The sequence below is a fragment of the Tamlana crocina genome (genome assembly GCF_012037625.1).
The window spans coordinates 21,652-37,093 of the sequence record NZ_JAAVJS010000018.1; the positions used below are offsets into that span (position 1 = coordinate 21,652).

At 38.1% G+C, this 15,442-nt stretch carries 15 protein-coding genes and 1 pseudogene; 9 read left to right on the plus strand and 7 right to left on the minus strand.

From position 1 onward, the window contains the following. The 6 genes and pseudogenes from HC176_RS12450 to HC176_RS12475 form a co-directional block, all read right to left on the minus strand. A pseudogene (locus HC176_RS12450) lies at positions 1–949 on the minus strand (hypothetical protein); the annotation flags it as partial. A 6-nt stretch (positions 950–955) separates the two neighbouring features. Continuing rightward, the gene (locus HC176_RS12455) at positions 956–1,447 is read right to left on the minus strand and encodes a T9SS type A sorting domain-containing protein (RefSeq protein WP_167918776.1); all 492 of its coding nucleotides are present in this window, start codon (positions 1,445–1,447) and stop codon (positions 956–958) included. Positions 1,448–1,671: 224 nt separating this feature from the next. Beyond that, on the minus strand, positions 1,672–2,445 hold the full coding sequence (locus HC176_RS12460) for a 3-keto-disaccharide hydrolase (RefSeq protein WP_167918778.1): 774 nt from the start codon (positions 2,443–2,445) through the stop codon (positions 1,672–1,674). Between the two features lie 141 nt (positions 2,446–2,586). Beyond that, the gene (locus HC176_RS12465) at positions 2,587–3,423 is read right to left on the minus strand and encodes an OmpA/MotB family protein (protein WP_167918780.1); all 837 of its coding nucleotides are present in this window, start codon (positions 3,421–3,423) and stop codon (positions 2,587–2,589) included. Positions 3,424–3,594: 171 nt separating this feature from the next. Further along, complete coding sequence (locus tag HC176_RS12470; RefSeq protein WP_167918781.1) at positions 3,595–4,590, minus strand: glycosyltransferase family 2 protein; 996 nt, start codon at positions 4,588–4,590, stop codon at positions 3,595–3,597. Next, positions 4,587–5,033, minus strand: a complete 447-nt coding sequence (locus HC176_RS12475; RefSeq protein WP_167918782.1) for a type I restriction enzyme HsdR N-terminal domain-containing protein — start codon at positions 5,031–5,033, stop codon at positions 4,587–4,589. The genes HC176_RS12470 and HC176_RS12475 overlap by 4 nt, the downstream gene beginning before the upstream one ends. A gap of 128 nt (positions 5,034–5,161) precedes the next feature. Between HC176_RS12475 and holA the strand changes: the two genes are divergently transcribed. The 9 genes from holA (at position 5,162) to sppA (ending at position 14,903) form a co-directional block, all read left to right on the plus strand. Beyond that, the gene (holA, locus tag HC176_RS12480) at positions 5,162–6,166 is read left to right on the plus strand and encodes a DNA polymerase III subunit delta (RefSeq protein ID WP_167918783.1); all 1,005 of its coding nucleotides are present in this window, start codon (positions 5,162–5,164) and stop codon (positions 6,164–6,166) included. Positions 6,167–6,170: 4 nt separating this feature from the next. Next, positions 6,171–6,836, plus strand: a complete 666-nt coding sequence (locus HC176_RS12485) for a uracil-DNA glycosylase (RefSeq protein WP_167918784.1) — start codon at positions 6,171–6,173, stop codon at positions 6,834–6,836. Between the two features lie 673 nt (positions 6,837–7,509). After that, a complete protein-coding gene (locus HC176_RS12490; protein WP_167918785.1) occupies positions 7,510–8,349 on the plus strand; it encodes a 1,4-dihydroxy-2-naphthoyl-CoA synthase in 840 nt (279 codons plus the stop codon). After that, positions 8,337–9,251 (plus strand): 1,4-dihydroxy-2-naphthoate octaprenyltransferase, encoded by a 915-nt coding sequence (gene menA / locus HC176_RS12495; RefSeq protein WP_245234891.1) that lies wholly within the window; start codon positions 8,337–8,339, stop codon positions 9,249–9,251. Before HC176_RS12490 ends, menA begins: the two co-directional genes overlap by 13 nt. A gap of 78 nt (positions 9,252–9,329) precedes the next feature. Beyond that, the gene (locus HC176_RS12500; protein ID WP_167918787.1) at positions 9,330–10,007 is read left to right on the plus strand and encodes a metal-dependent hydrolase; all 678 of its coding nucleotides are present in this window, start codon (positions 9,330–9,332) and stop codon (positions 10,005–10,007) included. Beyond that, the gene (locus HC176_RS12505) at positions 10,008–11,066 is read left to right on the plus strand and encodes an o-succinylbenzoate synthase (protein ID WP_167918788.1); all 1,059 of its coding nucleotides are present in this window, start codon (positions 10,008–10,010) and stop codon (positions 11,064–11,066) included. Continuing rightward, positions 11,057–12,013: a CPBP family intramembrane glutamic endopeptidase gene (locus HC176_RS12510; RefSeq protein ID WP_167918790.1), complete on the plus strand. Its 957-nt coding sequence runs from the start codon at positions 11,057–11,059 to the stop codon at positions 12,011–12,013. The genes HC176_RS12505 and HC176_RS12510 overlap by 10 nt, the downstream gene beginning before the upstream one ends. Before the next feature lies 1 nt (position 12,014). Then, positions 12,015–13,091 (plus strand): AMP-binding protein, encoded by a 1,077-nt coding sequence (locus tag HC176_RS12515; protein WP_167918792.1) that lies wholly within the window; start codon positions 12,015–12,017, stop codon positions 13,089–13,091. 51 nt (positions 13,092–13,142) lie between these two features. Then, on the plus strand, positions 13,143–14,903 hold the full coding sequence (gene sppA / locus HC176_RS12520) for a signal peptide peptidase SppA (protein ID WP_167918794.1): 1,761 nt from the start codon (positions 13,143–13,145) through the stop codon (positions 14,901–14,903). Between the two features lie 70 nt (positions 14,904–14,973). On the opposite strand, the gene HC176_RS12525 is transcribed toward sppA, so the two are convergent. Next, positions 14,974–15,396, minus strand: a complete 423-nt coding sequence (locus HC176_RS12525; protein WP_167918796.1) for a DoxX family protein — start codon at positions 15,394–15,396, stop codon at positions 14,974–14,976. Positions 15,397–15,442: the final 46 nt, after the last annotated feature.

Consider the following 15,442-nt stretch of genomic DNA (forward strand, 5'->3'; position numbering starts at 1 on the left):
CATCGGTTTTTAAAACCTGTCCGTCGTTTCCACCGGTTGGCAGTTCAATTTCGTTGGTCACAGAGCCATCCACCTCAGCAATTAAATAGCCGTTGTTTGCCACAAAAGCATCTACTTGCGTTTCGTTCAGTTGTGTGTCGGTATCCGTAGTTTGGTCTATCCAAGCATAGTTTCCATTACCATCGGTTTTTAAAACCTGTCCGTCGTTTCCACCGGTTGGCAGTTCAATTTCGTTGGTCACAGAGCCATCCACCTCAGCAATTAAATAGCCGTTGTTTGCCACAAAAGCATCTACTTGCGTTTCGTTCAACTGCGTGTTGGTGTCGGTAGTTTGGTCTACCCAAGCATAGTTTCCATTACCATCGGTTTTTAAAACCTGTCCGTCGTTTCCACCGGTTGGCAGTTCAATTTCGTTGGTCACAGAGCCATCTACTTCTACTGCAAGTTTGTTGTTCCAGTTAGTGATGTCTGTGCTTGTAATGCCCTTTGCCGCAGAAGCTGTGAAGCTAGGGTCGGTTTCGTTAATGCCACCAGAAATACTCTCGGCCGTTTTGGCATGAAGTGCATAAGGCACACTCATTAGTTGGCTCGTGCCAGTAATAGTGTAATTGTTTCCTCCATTAGTGTCAATTTCAGTTTTTATAAAATACGTGTCGTTGCCCCATTCAATAGTGTTAAAAGCCCCGCTAACTAAATTTCCGGTACCAATTTCTAGGTTGATAAGGCCATTAGCGTTGCTGGTAGAATTTTGTGTTTCAACATAAACGGGCGTGCCGTTGGCAGTACCTTGCAAAATACTTATTTGTACCCCCACCGATTGGTTGGCCAAGATAGCGTTGCTAGAATTTCTAACAATGGCTTGGTAGCTTAACTTTTCGGGAGATTGTGCGTTTAAACTTAGTGTGAGGGCAAAGAAAAAAGCGGTTAAAAATTGTAATGGTTTGTTCATGGTAGGTTAATTTTTGATGATTTTAAAAGATTTTGTGGTTTGGTTATTATGTATTTTTAAAATATAGGAAGCGGTAGGCAGGTCGTTAACAAGAATTTTTGTCGAGTTTCCGTTTACGCGTCCTTTTCGTACTATTTGTCCCGATGTATTAAATAGCTGGTAATCCATAGGGGCTTTTTCGGTTCCGTTTATTTTTACGTTAAGAACCGATGTGGTTGGGTTTGGATAGGTTTTAATTTTAAAATTGGTTTGTAGATCAATAATGCTCAGGTTAGCATCGTCGAAGGCAAATTGAATGCCTTGTATGGCCGAGCCATCTTCGCTAGAATTGTTTACATGAATCATTTGGCCTACGGAGTAGCTGATACTGCCTCCGCTTCCGGTAGCATTATTTCCAGAGGCAAGCATTGTTTGTTGCGCATCCATTTGGTTTGCAGCTAACCCAAAAAAGGCCGTCGCTAAAGCCAGTTTTAGGGCTTTTTTTCTTTGTTGTTTCATTAAAGGTTGGATTTGAGGTTATTAAATAATTTATCGATAAAGCGCTTTAAAAGTTCGTTCAAATGTAATGTTTTTATTTTAATAAAAACAAATCCTACAAAAGAAATAGTTTTTTAAGGTTACTATACCTTAAATTTTGGTTTTAGTACTGGGGGGGGTATTATCAGTGTTTAGAAGGAGGCGTAAGCTGTTTTTTTAAGTGGCTACTTTTCTAATTAGTATTTCTATAATTCCTTCAGTTTTATATTTCTAAACTCCACTTTCATTGGAGGGCCAGTGTGTACTTGTACTCCAATAAAACCAGAGTTTGAGCCATTTGTTGGGTCGTTGTCGGTAACATCACTCATAAGTATGCCGTTAACAAAATGTTTCAGTCGGTTTCCTTTTGCGATGATGTGAAAAGTATTCCAATCATAGGTTTTGATATGTTTTGCCAAATCATCGGCACTGCCCAATGATTCAGCAACATCCAAACTTTGCCATCTGTTGTTTTTTACATTTAATCTCAGTGAGTCCGGGCTTTGGTTTTTGGGTTGTGGGTTTACAGTGGTTTTTTCACCACGACTGGCCAATGTGGTTCTTCCGCGTTCTTCATAGTTCATTCCAGTATATCTCATTCGGCCATCCATATCGCCTTGGTAGCCTTTTAAAGCAAATGGGAGTGAATCAATCATGGTACTTCTGTAGTTGATACCACTATTGCCTTTGTCAGAAATTTTAAAATCCAATTTCAGTTCAAAATCTGAAGGTTTACCACCTTGCCAAATAATAAAGGTATTTCTTTTAAGCAATGTTTCTGGGGTGACTTCGCCAACCAGATTACCGTTTTTTACACTCCAATAGGTGAGGTCACCATTCCAATTTTCAAGGTTCTTTCCGTTGAAAATACTAACAAAACCTTCTGAGTCTGTTTTTGAACTGTTTTTACAATTATATAGAGAAATAAAAGTAAAACAAATAAAAAGTAATCGGTATACGGTATGGTTGTTTTGAAGCATGTCTTTTCGGAATTTAATTGATGAAATATGTTTACAAAACTATAAATCTAATGAAAATATACTTTGGCAGGTCAGAATGTTGAAAACAAAAAAGCCCAACCTAAAAAGGTTGAGCTTTTCTAAAATTATTTTAAAAGCAGATTAATTACCCGCTGCTAAATTTTTCATTTCTTTTTCAATCATGTCGTAGAACTGATCGATTTTTGGTAATACCAAAATACGTGTACGTCTGTTTTTAGCTCTGTTTTCAGCAGTATCGTTATCTGCAACAGGCACATAAGAACTACGTCCGGCAGCAACCAAACGACTTGGGCTAACGCCTAATTCTTGAAGCTCTCTAACTACAGATGTAGCACGTTTTACACTTAAATCCCAGTTATCCAATAATGGCGGCTTGCTGTAAGATCTGCTATCGGTGTGGCCTTCTACCATACATTCAAAGTCAGGCTTACCGTTAACAACTGTAGCTACTTTTCCTAAAACTTCTTTAGCTCTAGAGGTAACTACGTAGCTTCCACTTTGGAATAACAGTTTATCTGCAATAGAGATGTAAACAACACCTTTTTCAACGTTAACCTCAATATCTGGGTCGTTGATACCAACCTCACGCTTTAAGCTGGTTACTAAAGCTAAAGTAACACTGTCCTTTTTGGTAAGGGCGTCTTGTAAACGAGTGATTTTTAAATCTTTTTCTTTCATGCTTTCTAAGGTCTTCTCGATGTTTGAAGCGCCTTTAGCAGTAAGTACCTGTAGGTTGTCGTTGTAGTTTCTTAAGTCTTGAACTTGCTCTTCTAAAGCTTGAGATCTTGCTGTGGCAGAAGCTCTTTCTTCCAAACAAGAGTTTAATTTTACCGTAGCCGAATTCAAAAGATCTTGAGTTTCTTTTTGTTTGGCTTGAAGGTCGGTATATAATTTTTTAGATACACATGAACTTAAGAATATCATTGATGATACACTAAGCAATAAAACTTTTCTCATAATTATTAAAGGATTAATATTTCGTGTTAATTGTTTCAACAAAAATATACAAAAAACGCGCCATTTAAAGTTTTTAACAAAATTTTTACGCCTTAATAGGGGTCTTTTGGAATAAGAAATTATTAATGTGGGAATACTACTAAATAAATGACGGTTTACTACGTGGTAAACCTATTTATTAGCCTTTTTATAATATTTGTCTCCTTTTATGAAATAGCTGAAAACTATCGAAGTTTTCTGGTAATATTTAGTTTTGGTTACAGTTGCTTTTCGCTGTTTTAGTAGCCTCCCTAGACTTTTATAAAAACTAAAATGCGCTCTTAAAATTGAAAAGAGGTGCCGTGGCTTTTGCTCCAATAGAAATTTGATTCCCGCTATACCGTCAAGAATTAGCCGAACTCCCATTTTTACAAGAATAGGGCCAGTGGCGTTTTTAGTTAAGGCAAAAAGACTGTTACGGAAATTCAAAAACGTTTTTTTAGGGTTGGCATTGCTCAATGTTGCCCCACCAACGTGATAAACCGCTGAATCGCCTACGTATTTTATCGAGTAACCTAAGTTTTTGGCGCGCCAACATAAATCAATTTCTTCCATGTGGGCAAAAAAATGTTCATCAAAGCCATTTAAATGTTCAAAAACAGACTTTCTCACAAAAAGGCAGGCACCTGAGGCCCAAAAGATTTCGGAAACATCGTTGTACTGTCCGGAATCTTTTTCAACGGTATTAAAAATACGTCCCCTGCAGTAGGGGTAACCAAACTTATCGATAAATCCACCGGCGGCACCGGCATATTCAAAATGGTCTTTCTTTTTAAAGTCGAGCAGCTTTGGTTGAATAATAGCGGTATTGGGCTGGGCGTTAAAAGTGTCGATAATAGGCTGCAGCCAGTTTTCTGTTACTTGCACATCACTGTTTAATAAACAAAAAATATCGGCATCAACCTGTTTCAAGGCATCATTATACCCTTTAGCATAGCCTCCGTTTTCGGCGTTTTTTATGATTTTTACAGACGGAAATTCGTTTTCAACAAACGCCACCGAACCATCGGTTGAGGCATTGTCGGCCACATAAACAGCAGCTGCTTTCGAGTGCTTTATCACCGATGGTAAAAATTGCTCTAACAACGCTTTGCCGTTCCAGTTTAATATGACAATGGCGATACTCATGGGGTATAATCGGGGATGTTTTTTAAGAATTGGTAGCGCGAATTTTCAAAATCCATTTGGCAAAAATAATGATTAAGTCCGTTAGTAACCATTAAATAAGTAGCGTTTAACTTCAGGTTGTAGCGCGCAATTTGATCGAATGTAGACTGGTTTATGCTGATAGAAGGCGCTTTGCACTCTACAATTAAATGTATGCTTCCGTTGGGGTTAAATACCACAATATCATAACGTTTTTTCAAACCGTTGATGGTCAGTTCCTTTTCAACGTTAATCAACGATTTTGGGAATTTTTTCTCTTCTATTAGATACTGAATACAATGTTGCCTTACCCATTCTTCAGGTTGTAAAATCACGAATTTTTTACGAATAGCATCAAAAATAGAAACTTTATTTTCTTTATTTTTGAATCGAAATGAATACTGCGGAAAATTGAGTGCTTGCAAAAGTTGTTGCGTTTATTTTTCAAAGTTAAACTACAGAACAGTAAATACCAATTTATGATACCAAATTCCGCCGATGCACTTCTTGTGTTATGGAATTGGCGATGATAAGTTGAAATTTTTTAGAAGATTTGGACGAAGTAAAACAGCTGGTAACCGACATAAAAAACGGAAAACTAAAACCCATTTATTTCTTGATGGGCGAAGAACCTTATTATATAGACCGGATTTCAGACTTTATTGAAGAAACCGTTTTAAGTGAGGAAGAGCGCGGTTTTAACCAAATGGTGCTCTACGGTCGCGATGTTGCCGTTGAGGATATTGTGAGTAACGCGAAGCGATTTCCGATGATGGCCGAATACCAGGTGGTTATAGTTAAGGAAGCCCAAGATTTGTCGAGAACCATTGAAAAACTGGCCAAATATGCCGAAAACCCTCAGACCTCAACAGTTTTGGTGGTTAACTACAAGTATAAAAAAATTGATAAGCGAAAGGCACTTTATAAAACACTCAAAAAAACTGGGGTGGTTTATGAAAGTAAAAAGCTTTATGAAAATCAGGTGGCCGATTGGATACGCCGTGTGTTATCGCCAAAGAAATATGATATTACGCCCAAAGCCGCGCAAATGTTGGTGGAGTTTTTGGGTACTGATCTAAGTAAAATTAACAACGAACTTGAGAAACTTCAAATAATACTGCCAAAAGGTACTCAGATAACCCCCGAGCATATTGAAGAAAACATAGGGATAAGTAAGGATTATAACAATTTTGAGCTTCGGAAGGCCGTAGGAGAACGAAATGCAGCTAAAGCATTTAAAATTGTAAAGTATTTTGGTGAAAACCCAAAAGATAACCCCATGGTGGTAACGGTGTCTCTGTTATTCAACTTCTTTTCGCAACTGTTGCAGTTTCATGGATTGAATGATAAGTCACCCCGCAGCGTAGCTTCAGCGCTAAAAATCAACCCTTATTTTGTCAACGAATATATTGATGCAGCTCGAAATTACCCTATGCGGAAAGTCAGCATGGTTGTGGCTACCCTAAGAGAGTTTGATGTTAAAGGAAAAGGGGTAGGCGCCAATGCTGTACCGCAGGGCGATCTGTTAAAGGAACTTTTGGTTCGTATTTTAAATTAATTTTATGGATGTTACTATTCACGAGAGTTGGAAACCTTATTTACAAGAGGAATTCAGTAAACCTTACTTTAATAACCTAGCGGAGTTTGTAAAAGCAGAGTATAGACAGCATCAATGTTTTCCACCGGGGTCTGAAATTTTTAATGCGTTTAACCATTGCCATTTTAACGATGTAAAAGTGGTCATTATTGGTCAAGATCCTTACCATGGCCCAGGCCAAGCCAATGGCTTATGTTTTTCTGTAGCCGATGGTGTTTCACATCCACCTTCACTTATTAATATTTTTAAAGAAATAGAAACCGATTTGGGCGCGCCATATCCAACCAGTGGTAATTTAGAGCGTTGGGCCAAGCAAGGGGTGTTATTGCTAAACGCTACTTTAACGGTTAGGGCACATCAAGCGGGAAGCCATCAAAATAAAGGCTGGGAAACCTTTACCGATGCAGTGATTAAATTAATAAGTTCAGAGAAAGAGAATGTGGTGTTCTTGCTTTGGGGCGGATTTGCCAAGAAAAAAGCAAAATTAATTGATGCTAAAAAGCATAATATTTTAAACTCTGGTCATCCTTCACCTTTAAGTGCTAATAGGGGGTACTGGTTTGGAAATAAGCACTTTAGTTTGGCTAACCAATACTTAGAATCAAAAGGAAAGGCAAAAGTGAATTGGTAGGTACACAAAAAGTCATTACTTATCGGTTAAGCAGTGTTATTCAGAATAATAATACCTGCTGGTAAAATTAACTACCAGTAGGAGCAAGGATTACAGGTTCGTTTTCAATTCTAAAAACAACAGGTTGTTTAGATGTTGTTTTGTTAGGGGTTTTGTTGCAACTAAATCTTAACAATAAAAAATTAATTGAAACAAGAACAGCAAGAATAAGGGTAATTGTTAAAATCATAGGCTATTGGGGTTAGTTTTATAATTTTCGGCAAAATACAAATAATTTCGTCGAAAAACAACTTTTATGTTAATAACATGTAATATTAATATTATTACGGTGTAAAATTAATAATAAATAGGCTACACGGCAATACACATATCTACTTACTTTTTCATTTTTATGTTTTACCAAAACTTTACAGGTAAAAATTATCGATAAAGTAAATTCTTAACACTTTTTTTGTCATAAACGGGTGTATGGTCATTTCTAAAATAACTGACTTAGCAGTATTTTTGAAGCAGGAAGGAATTTCTATAATTAGAAACGGTTTTTATTGGTAAAGTTGAAAAATGCGTTTTTTTTAGCGGGGCTGAGGGAATTTTTAATTTCTAAGGTTTCTTTTATCAATAAGCTGCAGGTTTCTTAAAATAAAATTTAATTTTGGAGCAAATTAGTGTGATTATGAAAGAAGCAAAGTGGATTAAAGCTAAAGATTACGAAGATATTACCTATGCAAAATGCAATGGTGTTGCGAGAATTGCGTTTAACAGACCAAATGTTAGAAATGCATTTCGTCCTAAAACCACCAGTGAATTATACGATGCCTTTTACGACGCCAATGAAGACATAAATATTGGTGTGGTTTTGCTATCGGCTGAAGGCCCTTCAACTAAAGACGGTGTTTACTCGTTTTGTAGCGGTGGCGATCAAAAGGCTAGAGGGCATCAAGGTTATGTAGGAGACGATGGTTATCACCGATTGAATATATTAGAAGTACAGCGCTTAATCCGTTTTATGCCCAAGGCTGTTATTGCCGTGGTTCCGGGGTGGGCTGTAGGTGGCGGCCACAGTTTGCACGTGGTATGCGATTTAACTTTGGCTAGCAAGGAACACGCTATTTTTAAACAAACCGATGCCGATGTTACCAGTTTTGATGGTGGATACGGTTCGGCTTACTTGGCTAAAATGGTCGGACAGAAAAAAGCACGTGAGATATTTTTCCTTGGAAGAAATTACTCAGCGCAAGAAGCTTTTGAAATGGGAATGGTAAACGCTGTGATTCCGCACGAAGAATTAGAAAGTACAGCCTACGAATGGGCTCAGGAGATTTTGGCTAAATCGCCAACATCTATAAAAATGCTGAAATTTGCCATGAACCTAACAGATGATGGCATGGTAGGGCAGCAGGTTTTCGCCGGGGAAGCCACCCGATTGGCATACATGACCGATGAAGCCAAAGAAGGCCGTAACGCTTTTCTAGAAAAAAGAAAGCCTAACTTCGATAAAAAATGGATTCCATAATGAAGAAGGTTTCTATTTGGCTTTCAGCCATGCGGCTTAGAACATTGCCGCTTTCAGTTTCTGGTATTATTTTAGCTTCCTGTCTGGCACATTATAACGGTGTTTTTCAATGGAGCATTTTTATATTGTCAATATTAACGACGCTAAGCCTGCAAATCCTTTCCAATTTGGCAAACGATTATGGCGATGGTGTAAAAGGCACAGATAATAACGATAGAATTGGACCCGAACGTGCTTTGCAATCCGGGAAAATTACTTCAGATAAACTATTCAATGCGATAAAAATCAATGTATTGGTGTGTGTTGGTTTGGCTGTTTTGCTCATTTTTACAGCATTTGGGGTAAAGTATTTATGGCACGCCTTGCTGTTCTTTTTATTAGGGGTAGGTGCGGTGGTTGCGGCTATGCGCTATACCATGGGCACAAAGGCCTACGGCTACCGGGGTCTGGGAGATGTTTTTGTGTTTGTCTTTTTCGGTTTGGTAAGTGTTATTGGTTGCTACGTACTTTATGCCAAAAAAATTGACCATGTTGTTTTTTTACCGGCCATAACTGTGGGACTTTTAAGTGTAGGGGTGTTGAACTTAAACAACATGCGCGATAGGCTACCCGATAAAAAATCAAACAAAATTACTTTGGCTGTCAAGTTGGGTGAAAAATATGTGAAGATTTATCATAATGCGTTGGTTTTATCCGCTATTTTGGTTTCTATTTTATTCGGTATTTTATATTATACATCGCCTTTCAATTTAATATTTGTGGTGGCTTATGTACCGTTATTACTTCATTTAAAACAGGTTAACGGTAATACCAATCCCAAGCTTTTAGATCCCGAACTAAAAAAGTTGGCATTAACTACAGTTTTATTGGCAATATTAATGGGAGTGGGGCATTTGTTATAGGATAATTTTGTAAATTCATGGTTTAAAATTGACTTATGAAACGAGCGTGAACTTTATCGTTTATAAATTTTTAAGCTGATGAAAATTACATTTTACGGACATGCTTCGTTAGGCATTCAAATTGACGACGTTAACATTTTAGTTGATCCATTTATATCGCCAAATGAAAAGGCTTCGCATATTGACATTGAAACTTTAGAGGCCGATTATATTTTAGTTACCCACGCCCACCAAGACCACATTGCCGATGTAGAGACCATAGCCAAACGTACCCAGGCGGTAGTGGTTTCAAATTTTGAAATTGTTGGATATTTTGAAAAATTAGGCATTGAAGGTCACCCCATGAACCACGGGGGAAAATGGGATTTTGAATTCGGAGCCGTGAAGTACGTTAATGCGATACACACTTCTTCTTTTCCCGATGGAAGCTATGGCGGACAGCCTGGCGGTTTCGTTTTAGAAGGCGAACATAAAAATATTTATATCGCGGGCGATACGGCACTGACTTTCGATATGAAATTAATCCCCATGCAAACCCAACTCGATTTGGCCATTTTACCCATTGGCGATAATTTTACCATGGGCGTTGATGATGCCATTCTAGCGAGCGATTTTGTAGAATGTAACAAAGTTATGGGCTATCACTATGATACCTTTGGATATATTGAAATAGACCACGAAGATGCTAAAAGGAAGTTTTTCGAGAAGGACAAAGATTTAATGCTTCTTGAAATTGGAGAACATATAGAATTGTAAATGCTGAACGCCTCATATAAACCCTATACCTTAAATTTTAAAACACCCGGAGGCACTTCTCGCGGGGTGTTAAAAACGAAAGACACATATTTTTTAATTATAAACTCTGATGAAAAACAGGGGATTGGCGAATGTGCTTTGTTTAAAGGACTTTCGGCCGATGATGTGCCCGGTTACGAGGAAAAACTAAATTGGGTTTGCGAAAACATTAATTCAGGGCTGGAGACACTTTTGGCTTCATTAACTGAATTTCCAAGTATACAATTTGGGTTGGAAACGGCGTTCAAATCTTTGGAAAGTCAGGATACTTTTGAATTATTTCCTTCTGATTTTACAGATAAGCAGACGGCTATTCCTATCAACGGTTTAATTTGGATGGGTAGCGAAACCTTTATGAAGCAACAAATAAAGGAAAAAATCGAAGCGGGCTTCAGTTGCATAAAAATGAAAATTGGCGCTATTGATTTTCAAACGGAATTGGGTTTACTAAAGGCTATCCGAAAAGAATTCAGTTCAAAAGATATCGAACTTCGTGTAGATGCCAACGGAGCGTTTTCCCCCGAAAATGCTTTGAAAAAGTTAAAACAGCTTTCAGAATTCAATTTGCATTCCATAGAGCAACCTATTAAACAAGGGCAGTTTGATGCTATGGCCGCATTGTGCGAAACCACGCCGTTGCCCATTGCGCTTGATGAAGAGCTTATTGGTGTTTTTACAGAAGCTGAAAAACAGAAGCTGCTGCAAGTTATAAATCCGCAATATATCATTTTAAAACCCAGCTTGGTTGGCGGTTTCCGCGGAAGCGATACATGGATTCAATTGGCCGAAAAGCAAAATATAGGCTGGTGGATTACCAGTGCTCTGGAAAGTAATATCGGGTTGAATGCCATTGCACAATATACCTTTGCAAAGCACAGCAAAATGCCACAAGGTTTGGGCACGGGCGGATTATTTACCAATAATTTTGAAAGTCCGTTGGAAGTGAAAAAAGGCACATTGCAATATGCAAATCACAAACACTGGAATTTAAAATTTTTAAAAGAACAACTATGTATATAGAGCAGGCATTTAAGGGTTTGTACGATTGGTGGCGCTACGTTTTGGGCGTGGTTATAATTTTTGCTGCGTGGCAATTTATTGGTATGGTACCCTTGGGAATAGCCATTGTGGTTAAGTTGTTTGGCACCAACATGGAGCAAATCCCAACCGATATTCCGCAAATGATTGAGCTTCTGGGCAGTAACCTGTTCCTGTTTTTAATGCTTATTTCGTTTGCATTTGGCTTATTGGGCGTATTTATTTCGGCGAAAGCACTGCATCAACAATCCATAAAAATGCTCACCACGGTAAGGGATAAAATTGATTGGAAACGCTTTTGGTTCATTTTTTTCCTTTGGGGGATACTTTCGAGTGGCTTGGTATTGTTAGACTATGTTTTGGCACCAGAGGATTACCAACTTAATTTTCAGTTGAAACCGTTTTTAATTTTGGCCGTAATAGCCGTTTTGCTTATTCCGTTGCAAACCAGTTTTGAAGAATATTTTTTTAGAGGGTACTTAATGCAGGGGCTTGGTGTTGTTTTTAAGACTAAATGGGTGCCCTTGCTAATAACCTCAATAGGCTTCGGTTTAATGCATATTGCCAATCCTGAGGTAGAAAAGCTGGGTTATATTATTATGGTCTATTACATCGGTACTGGATTGTTTTTAGGGGTTATTACCTTGATGGATGAAGGTTTGGAGCTGGCCTTGGGCTTTCATGCAGCAAATAATTTGTTTACAGCATTGTTGGTTACGGCCGATTGGACAGCGTTCCAAACGCATTCTATTTTAAAAGATTTGTCCGATCCTTCCGAAATGGCCATAGCTGAAATTTTTGTGCCCGTATTTGTAGTTTTTCCTATTTTGATTTTCATTCTTTCAAAACGATATAAATGGAATAATTGGAAAGAAAAGTTATTAGGAACCGTTGTTGAACCGCCCAAAGAAAATAAAATTTTAGAATAATATGATACCACATTACACCAACGTACATTTAAAGTTTAAACTGGATGGCCTAAGTTACAAGTACGACGAGCTTATGGAAGTGGCCTACAGTTATGTGAAAGAGGGTTTGCCCTATCAACAAGATTTAGGGAATTTTTTGTTGGATTGGCTAGATCAGCATGACCATGTTGTAGTAAAAACATCGGGTTCTACCGGAAAGCCTAAGCAAATAAAAATAAAGAAGCAGGCAATGGTCAATTCGGCGATTGCAACGGGCGATTTTTTCAATCTGCAACCAGGGGATAAGGTGCTGAATTGCTTGCCTTCCAATTTTATTGCAGGCAAAATGATGATTGTTAGGGCCATTATGTTGGGCTTGGAGCTCGATATGACCGAGCCAGCAGCGTTACCACTAATCGACTACGAAAAAGATTATGATTTTTGTGCCTTTACACCCATGCAGTTAAAAAACTTTGCCAAGTATTTGCAAAGTATACGAGTTGCTATTGTTGGTGGTGGTATGGTATCAAAGCCAATCATTGAAATGATAAAGGATAAAAAGCCATTGGTTTATGAAACTTATGGTATGACCGAAACCGTTTCGCATATTGCGGTTAAAAAGTTGAATAATTTTAAGGCGGGCGAATCGTTAGAAACCTCATATTTTAATACATTGCCCGATATTACCGTTTCAACCGACGACAGAAGCTGTTTGGTAATCGAGGCTCCACATCTTTCCGAAGAAAAAATTGTTACTAACGATATTGTAAAAATTCATTCCAACACCTGTTTTGAATGGTTGGGTAGGTATGATAATGTTATTAATTCGGGGGGGATAAAATTATTTCCAGAGCAAATTGAACGAAAGTTGCAAAGCAAGATACCGGGCGAGTTTTTTATAGCTTCAAAACCAGATGACACATTGGGTGAAAAACTGGTGTTGGTTTTAGAGGCCAAAGAGAATAATCTAGACCCCGCTATTTTTGATGTGTTGGATAAATACGAAAAGCCCAAAGAGGTGCTTACCGTGCCCAAGTTTAAGCAAACCTCGTCGGGGAAAATCCATAGGGAAAAAACACTGGAACTGTTAAATTTATAGATTTGGCGTAACGTTTCGGCTATTTTTGCAACTTACTAAAAAATATTAATTATGAATTTTTTAAAACGCGTGCTGGCCACTGTAGTCGGGATAATAGTGTTTGTAACACTTTGTTTTTTCGGATTACTTGTTTTGGGCGCACTTTTTGGTGCCGACCCTAATGAAACCGTAAAAGTAAAACCTAATTCGGTACTCGAATTGAGATTGGATTTCCCTATTAAGGATTATGCAGGGAAAATAGAATTTGAAGAATACCCGTTTTTAAACGAACACGATAAAAACGGATTATTCAATCTTATTGACGCTATAAATTATGCTGCAACAGACGATAAAATAAAAGGCATTTCCATTGATAATAATTTTATCGATGCCGGTATTTCGCAAACCAAAGCCCTTCGTGGCGCACTGCTCAAGTTTAAGGAATCTGGAAAATTCATAGTGTCGTATTCCGATATTTATACCCAAAAAGACTACTATTTAAGTTCGGTGGCCGATACTATTTATATCAACCCAGTGGGAATGATGGAATTTAAGGGCCTGTATTCAGAGCGTTTATATTTTAAAGATTTTCAGGAAAAAACGGGGCTTAAAATGGAAGTGGTTCGTTTAGGCAAGTACAAAAGTGCTGTTGAACCATTTTTAGATAACGAAATGAGCGATAATAATCGTGAACAAATTTCGGCATATTTAAGCTCGCTTTGGGGAGAAATGAAAAGCGATATTTCGTCGAGCAGAAACATTTCGGAAGAGCGGTTAAATATTATCGCCGATAGTCTATTGGCCCGAAATCCTGAAATGGCTTTAGAAACTAAATTGGTAGATAAAATTGGTTATTACGATGAGTACATGAACGGTATAAAACGTGCGGTTGGAATTAACATCGATGAAGAATTACCATCGGTTACAATTCGCGATTATGCTCGTTTTGCTGCAAACAAGGTTAATAGATATAAAAAGGATAAAATAGCCGTAATTTATGCCGAGGGCGATATTATTTACGGTGAAGGCGACGAAAACGCTATTGGTCAAGGAACCATGGGGAAATCTTTGGTAGAGGCCAGAGAAGACGATAATGTTAAGGCCGTGGTGCTTCGCATCAATTCACCTGGAGGCAGTGCATTGGCGAGTGAGCTTATTTGGCGTGAGATTACATTGACCAAAAAAGTAAAACCGGTAATTGTTTCAATGGGCGATTTTGCAGCATCGGGAGGGTATTACATGGCCTGTAATGCCGATTACATTATTGCCGAACCCACCACTATTACGGGAAGTATTGGTGTGTTTGGTGTGTTGCCTAATGGCAAGCAGTTGGCCGATAATTTGGGTATAAATGCAGAACAGGTAAAAACCAACGCCAATGCGGTAACTTACAGTTTTTTCGAACCGCTAAATTCAACACAACGTAAATTTATAAAGGAAGGTATTTTAGATATTTATGAATTGTTTACCAATCGTGTTGCCCAAGGAAGAAAAATGACTTTAGATGAAGTGGAAGCCATTGCCCAAGGCCGGGTTTGGACGGGAACCGATGCTCTGAATATTGGTTTGGTAGATGAGTTGGGTGGGCTTGATGTGGCTTTACAGCACGCTGCCGAAGCCGCCGAAATTCAAGACTATCAAATTAAGGAATTGCCCGTGTTCAAAAAAAATCTGGACGAGATGTTGGAAAAATTCGGGGTGATAAAAACAAAAGAAACCATTCTAAAGGAAGAGTTGGGAGAGGAAAATTATAAGGCTTTAAAAGAGATTAAATCTATGTCTGAAAAAAAGGGTATGCAATTATTGTTTCCCTTTTCAACAGATATAAAATAAAGCAGTGTTTCTTTCCAATAACGATGATTAAAGCAGAAACGAGCGGCAATAAAGTCGCTCGTTTTTTTGTTTATTTCTGCATTTTAAAATAGTAGTCTAAAGAGTGTTTTCCGGAGCCATAAACTAAAAAGAAAGCACAAACTAAAAGTGTTGTTAAGGCCAGAACTAAATTTCCAGAATGCATTTCTCCCACAAAATTAATAAGTATGGCGCCTATTAAGATAGGTAACTGTCCTAAAATAGCCCAGCGGGTTAACAATCCAAAAGCAATTAAGAGCCCGCCAATAAGGTGTGCTGGCGCAACGTAGTGTACCATAATCATACCGCCCGCCATATTTTGCATGGGCTTAAAAAGCTCCATGAGCATGGCGCTATTCGACATAAAATCGATGCCTTTAAAAAATAAAAAGCCACCGAGTACAATACGTAACAGATCAATGGGCAAATAAGTATGGCGGTTGGCCCACTTATTTAGGGTTTTTATTGTATCCATGATTGAAAAGTTGTTGGTTTTCAATACATAAGATACGAAAAAATGG

Excerpts from the sequence above, each read along its gene's own strand:
- HC176_RS12510 (WP_167918790.1), top strand. The coding sequence starts at position 11,057 with ATGTATATAGAGCAGGCATTTAAGGGTTTGTACGATTGGTGGCGCTAC.
- HC176_RS12470 (WP_167918781.1), bottom strand. The coding sequence starts at position 4,590 with ATGAGTATCGCCATTGTCATATTAAACTGGAACGGCAAAGCGTTGTTA.
- HC176_RS12525 (WP_167918796.1), bottom strand. The coding sequence starts at position 15,396 with ATGGATACAATAAAAACCCTAAATAAGTGGGCCAACCGCCATACTTAT.
- HC176_RS12485 (WP_167918784.1), top strand. The coding sequence starts at position 6,171 with ATGGATGTTACTATTCACGAGAGTTGGAAACCTTATTTACAAGAGGAA.
- HC176_RS12505 (WP_167918788.1), top strand. The coding sequence starts at position 10,008 with ATGCTGAACGCCTCATATAAACCCTATACCTTAAATTTTAAAACACCC.
- HC176_RS12455 (WP_167918776.1), bottom strand. The coding sequence starts at position 1,447 with ATGAAACAACAAAGAAAAAAAGCCCTAAAACTGGCTTTAGCGACGGCC.
- HC176_RS12490 (WP_167918785.1), top strand. The coding sequence starts at position 7,510 with ATGAAAGAAGCAAAGTGGATTAAAGCTAAAGATTACGAAGATATTACC.
- HC176_RS12515 (WP_167918792.1), top strand. The coding sequence starts at position 12,015 with ATGATACCACATTACACCAACGTACATTTAAAGTTTAAACTGGATGGC.
- menA (WP_245234891.1), top strand. The coding sequence starts at position 8,337 with ATGGATTCCATAATGAAGAAGGTTTCTATTTGGCTTTCAGCCATGCGG.
- HC176_RS12500 (WP_167918787.1), top strand. The coding sequence starts at position 9,330 with ATGAAAATTACATTTTACGGACATGCTTCGTTAGGCATTCAAATTGAC.
- HC176_RS12460 (WP_167918778.1), bottom strand. The coding sequence starts at position 2,445 with ATGCTTCAAAACAACCATACCGTATACCGATTACTTTTTATTTGTTTT.
- HC176_RS12465 (WP_167918780.1), bottom strand. The coding sequence starts at position 3,423 with ATGAGAAAAGTTTTATTGCTTAGTGTATCATCAATGATATTCTTAAGT.
- sppA (WP_167918794.1), top strand. The coding sequence starts at position 13,143 with ATGAATTTTTTAAAACGCGTGCTGGCCACTGTAGTCGGGATAATAGTG.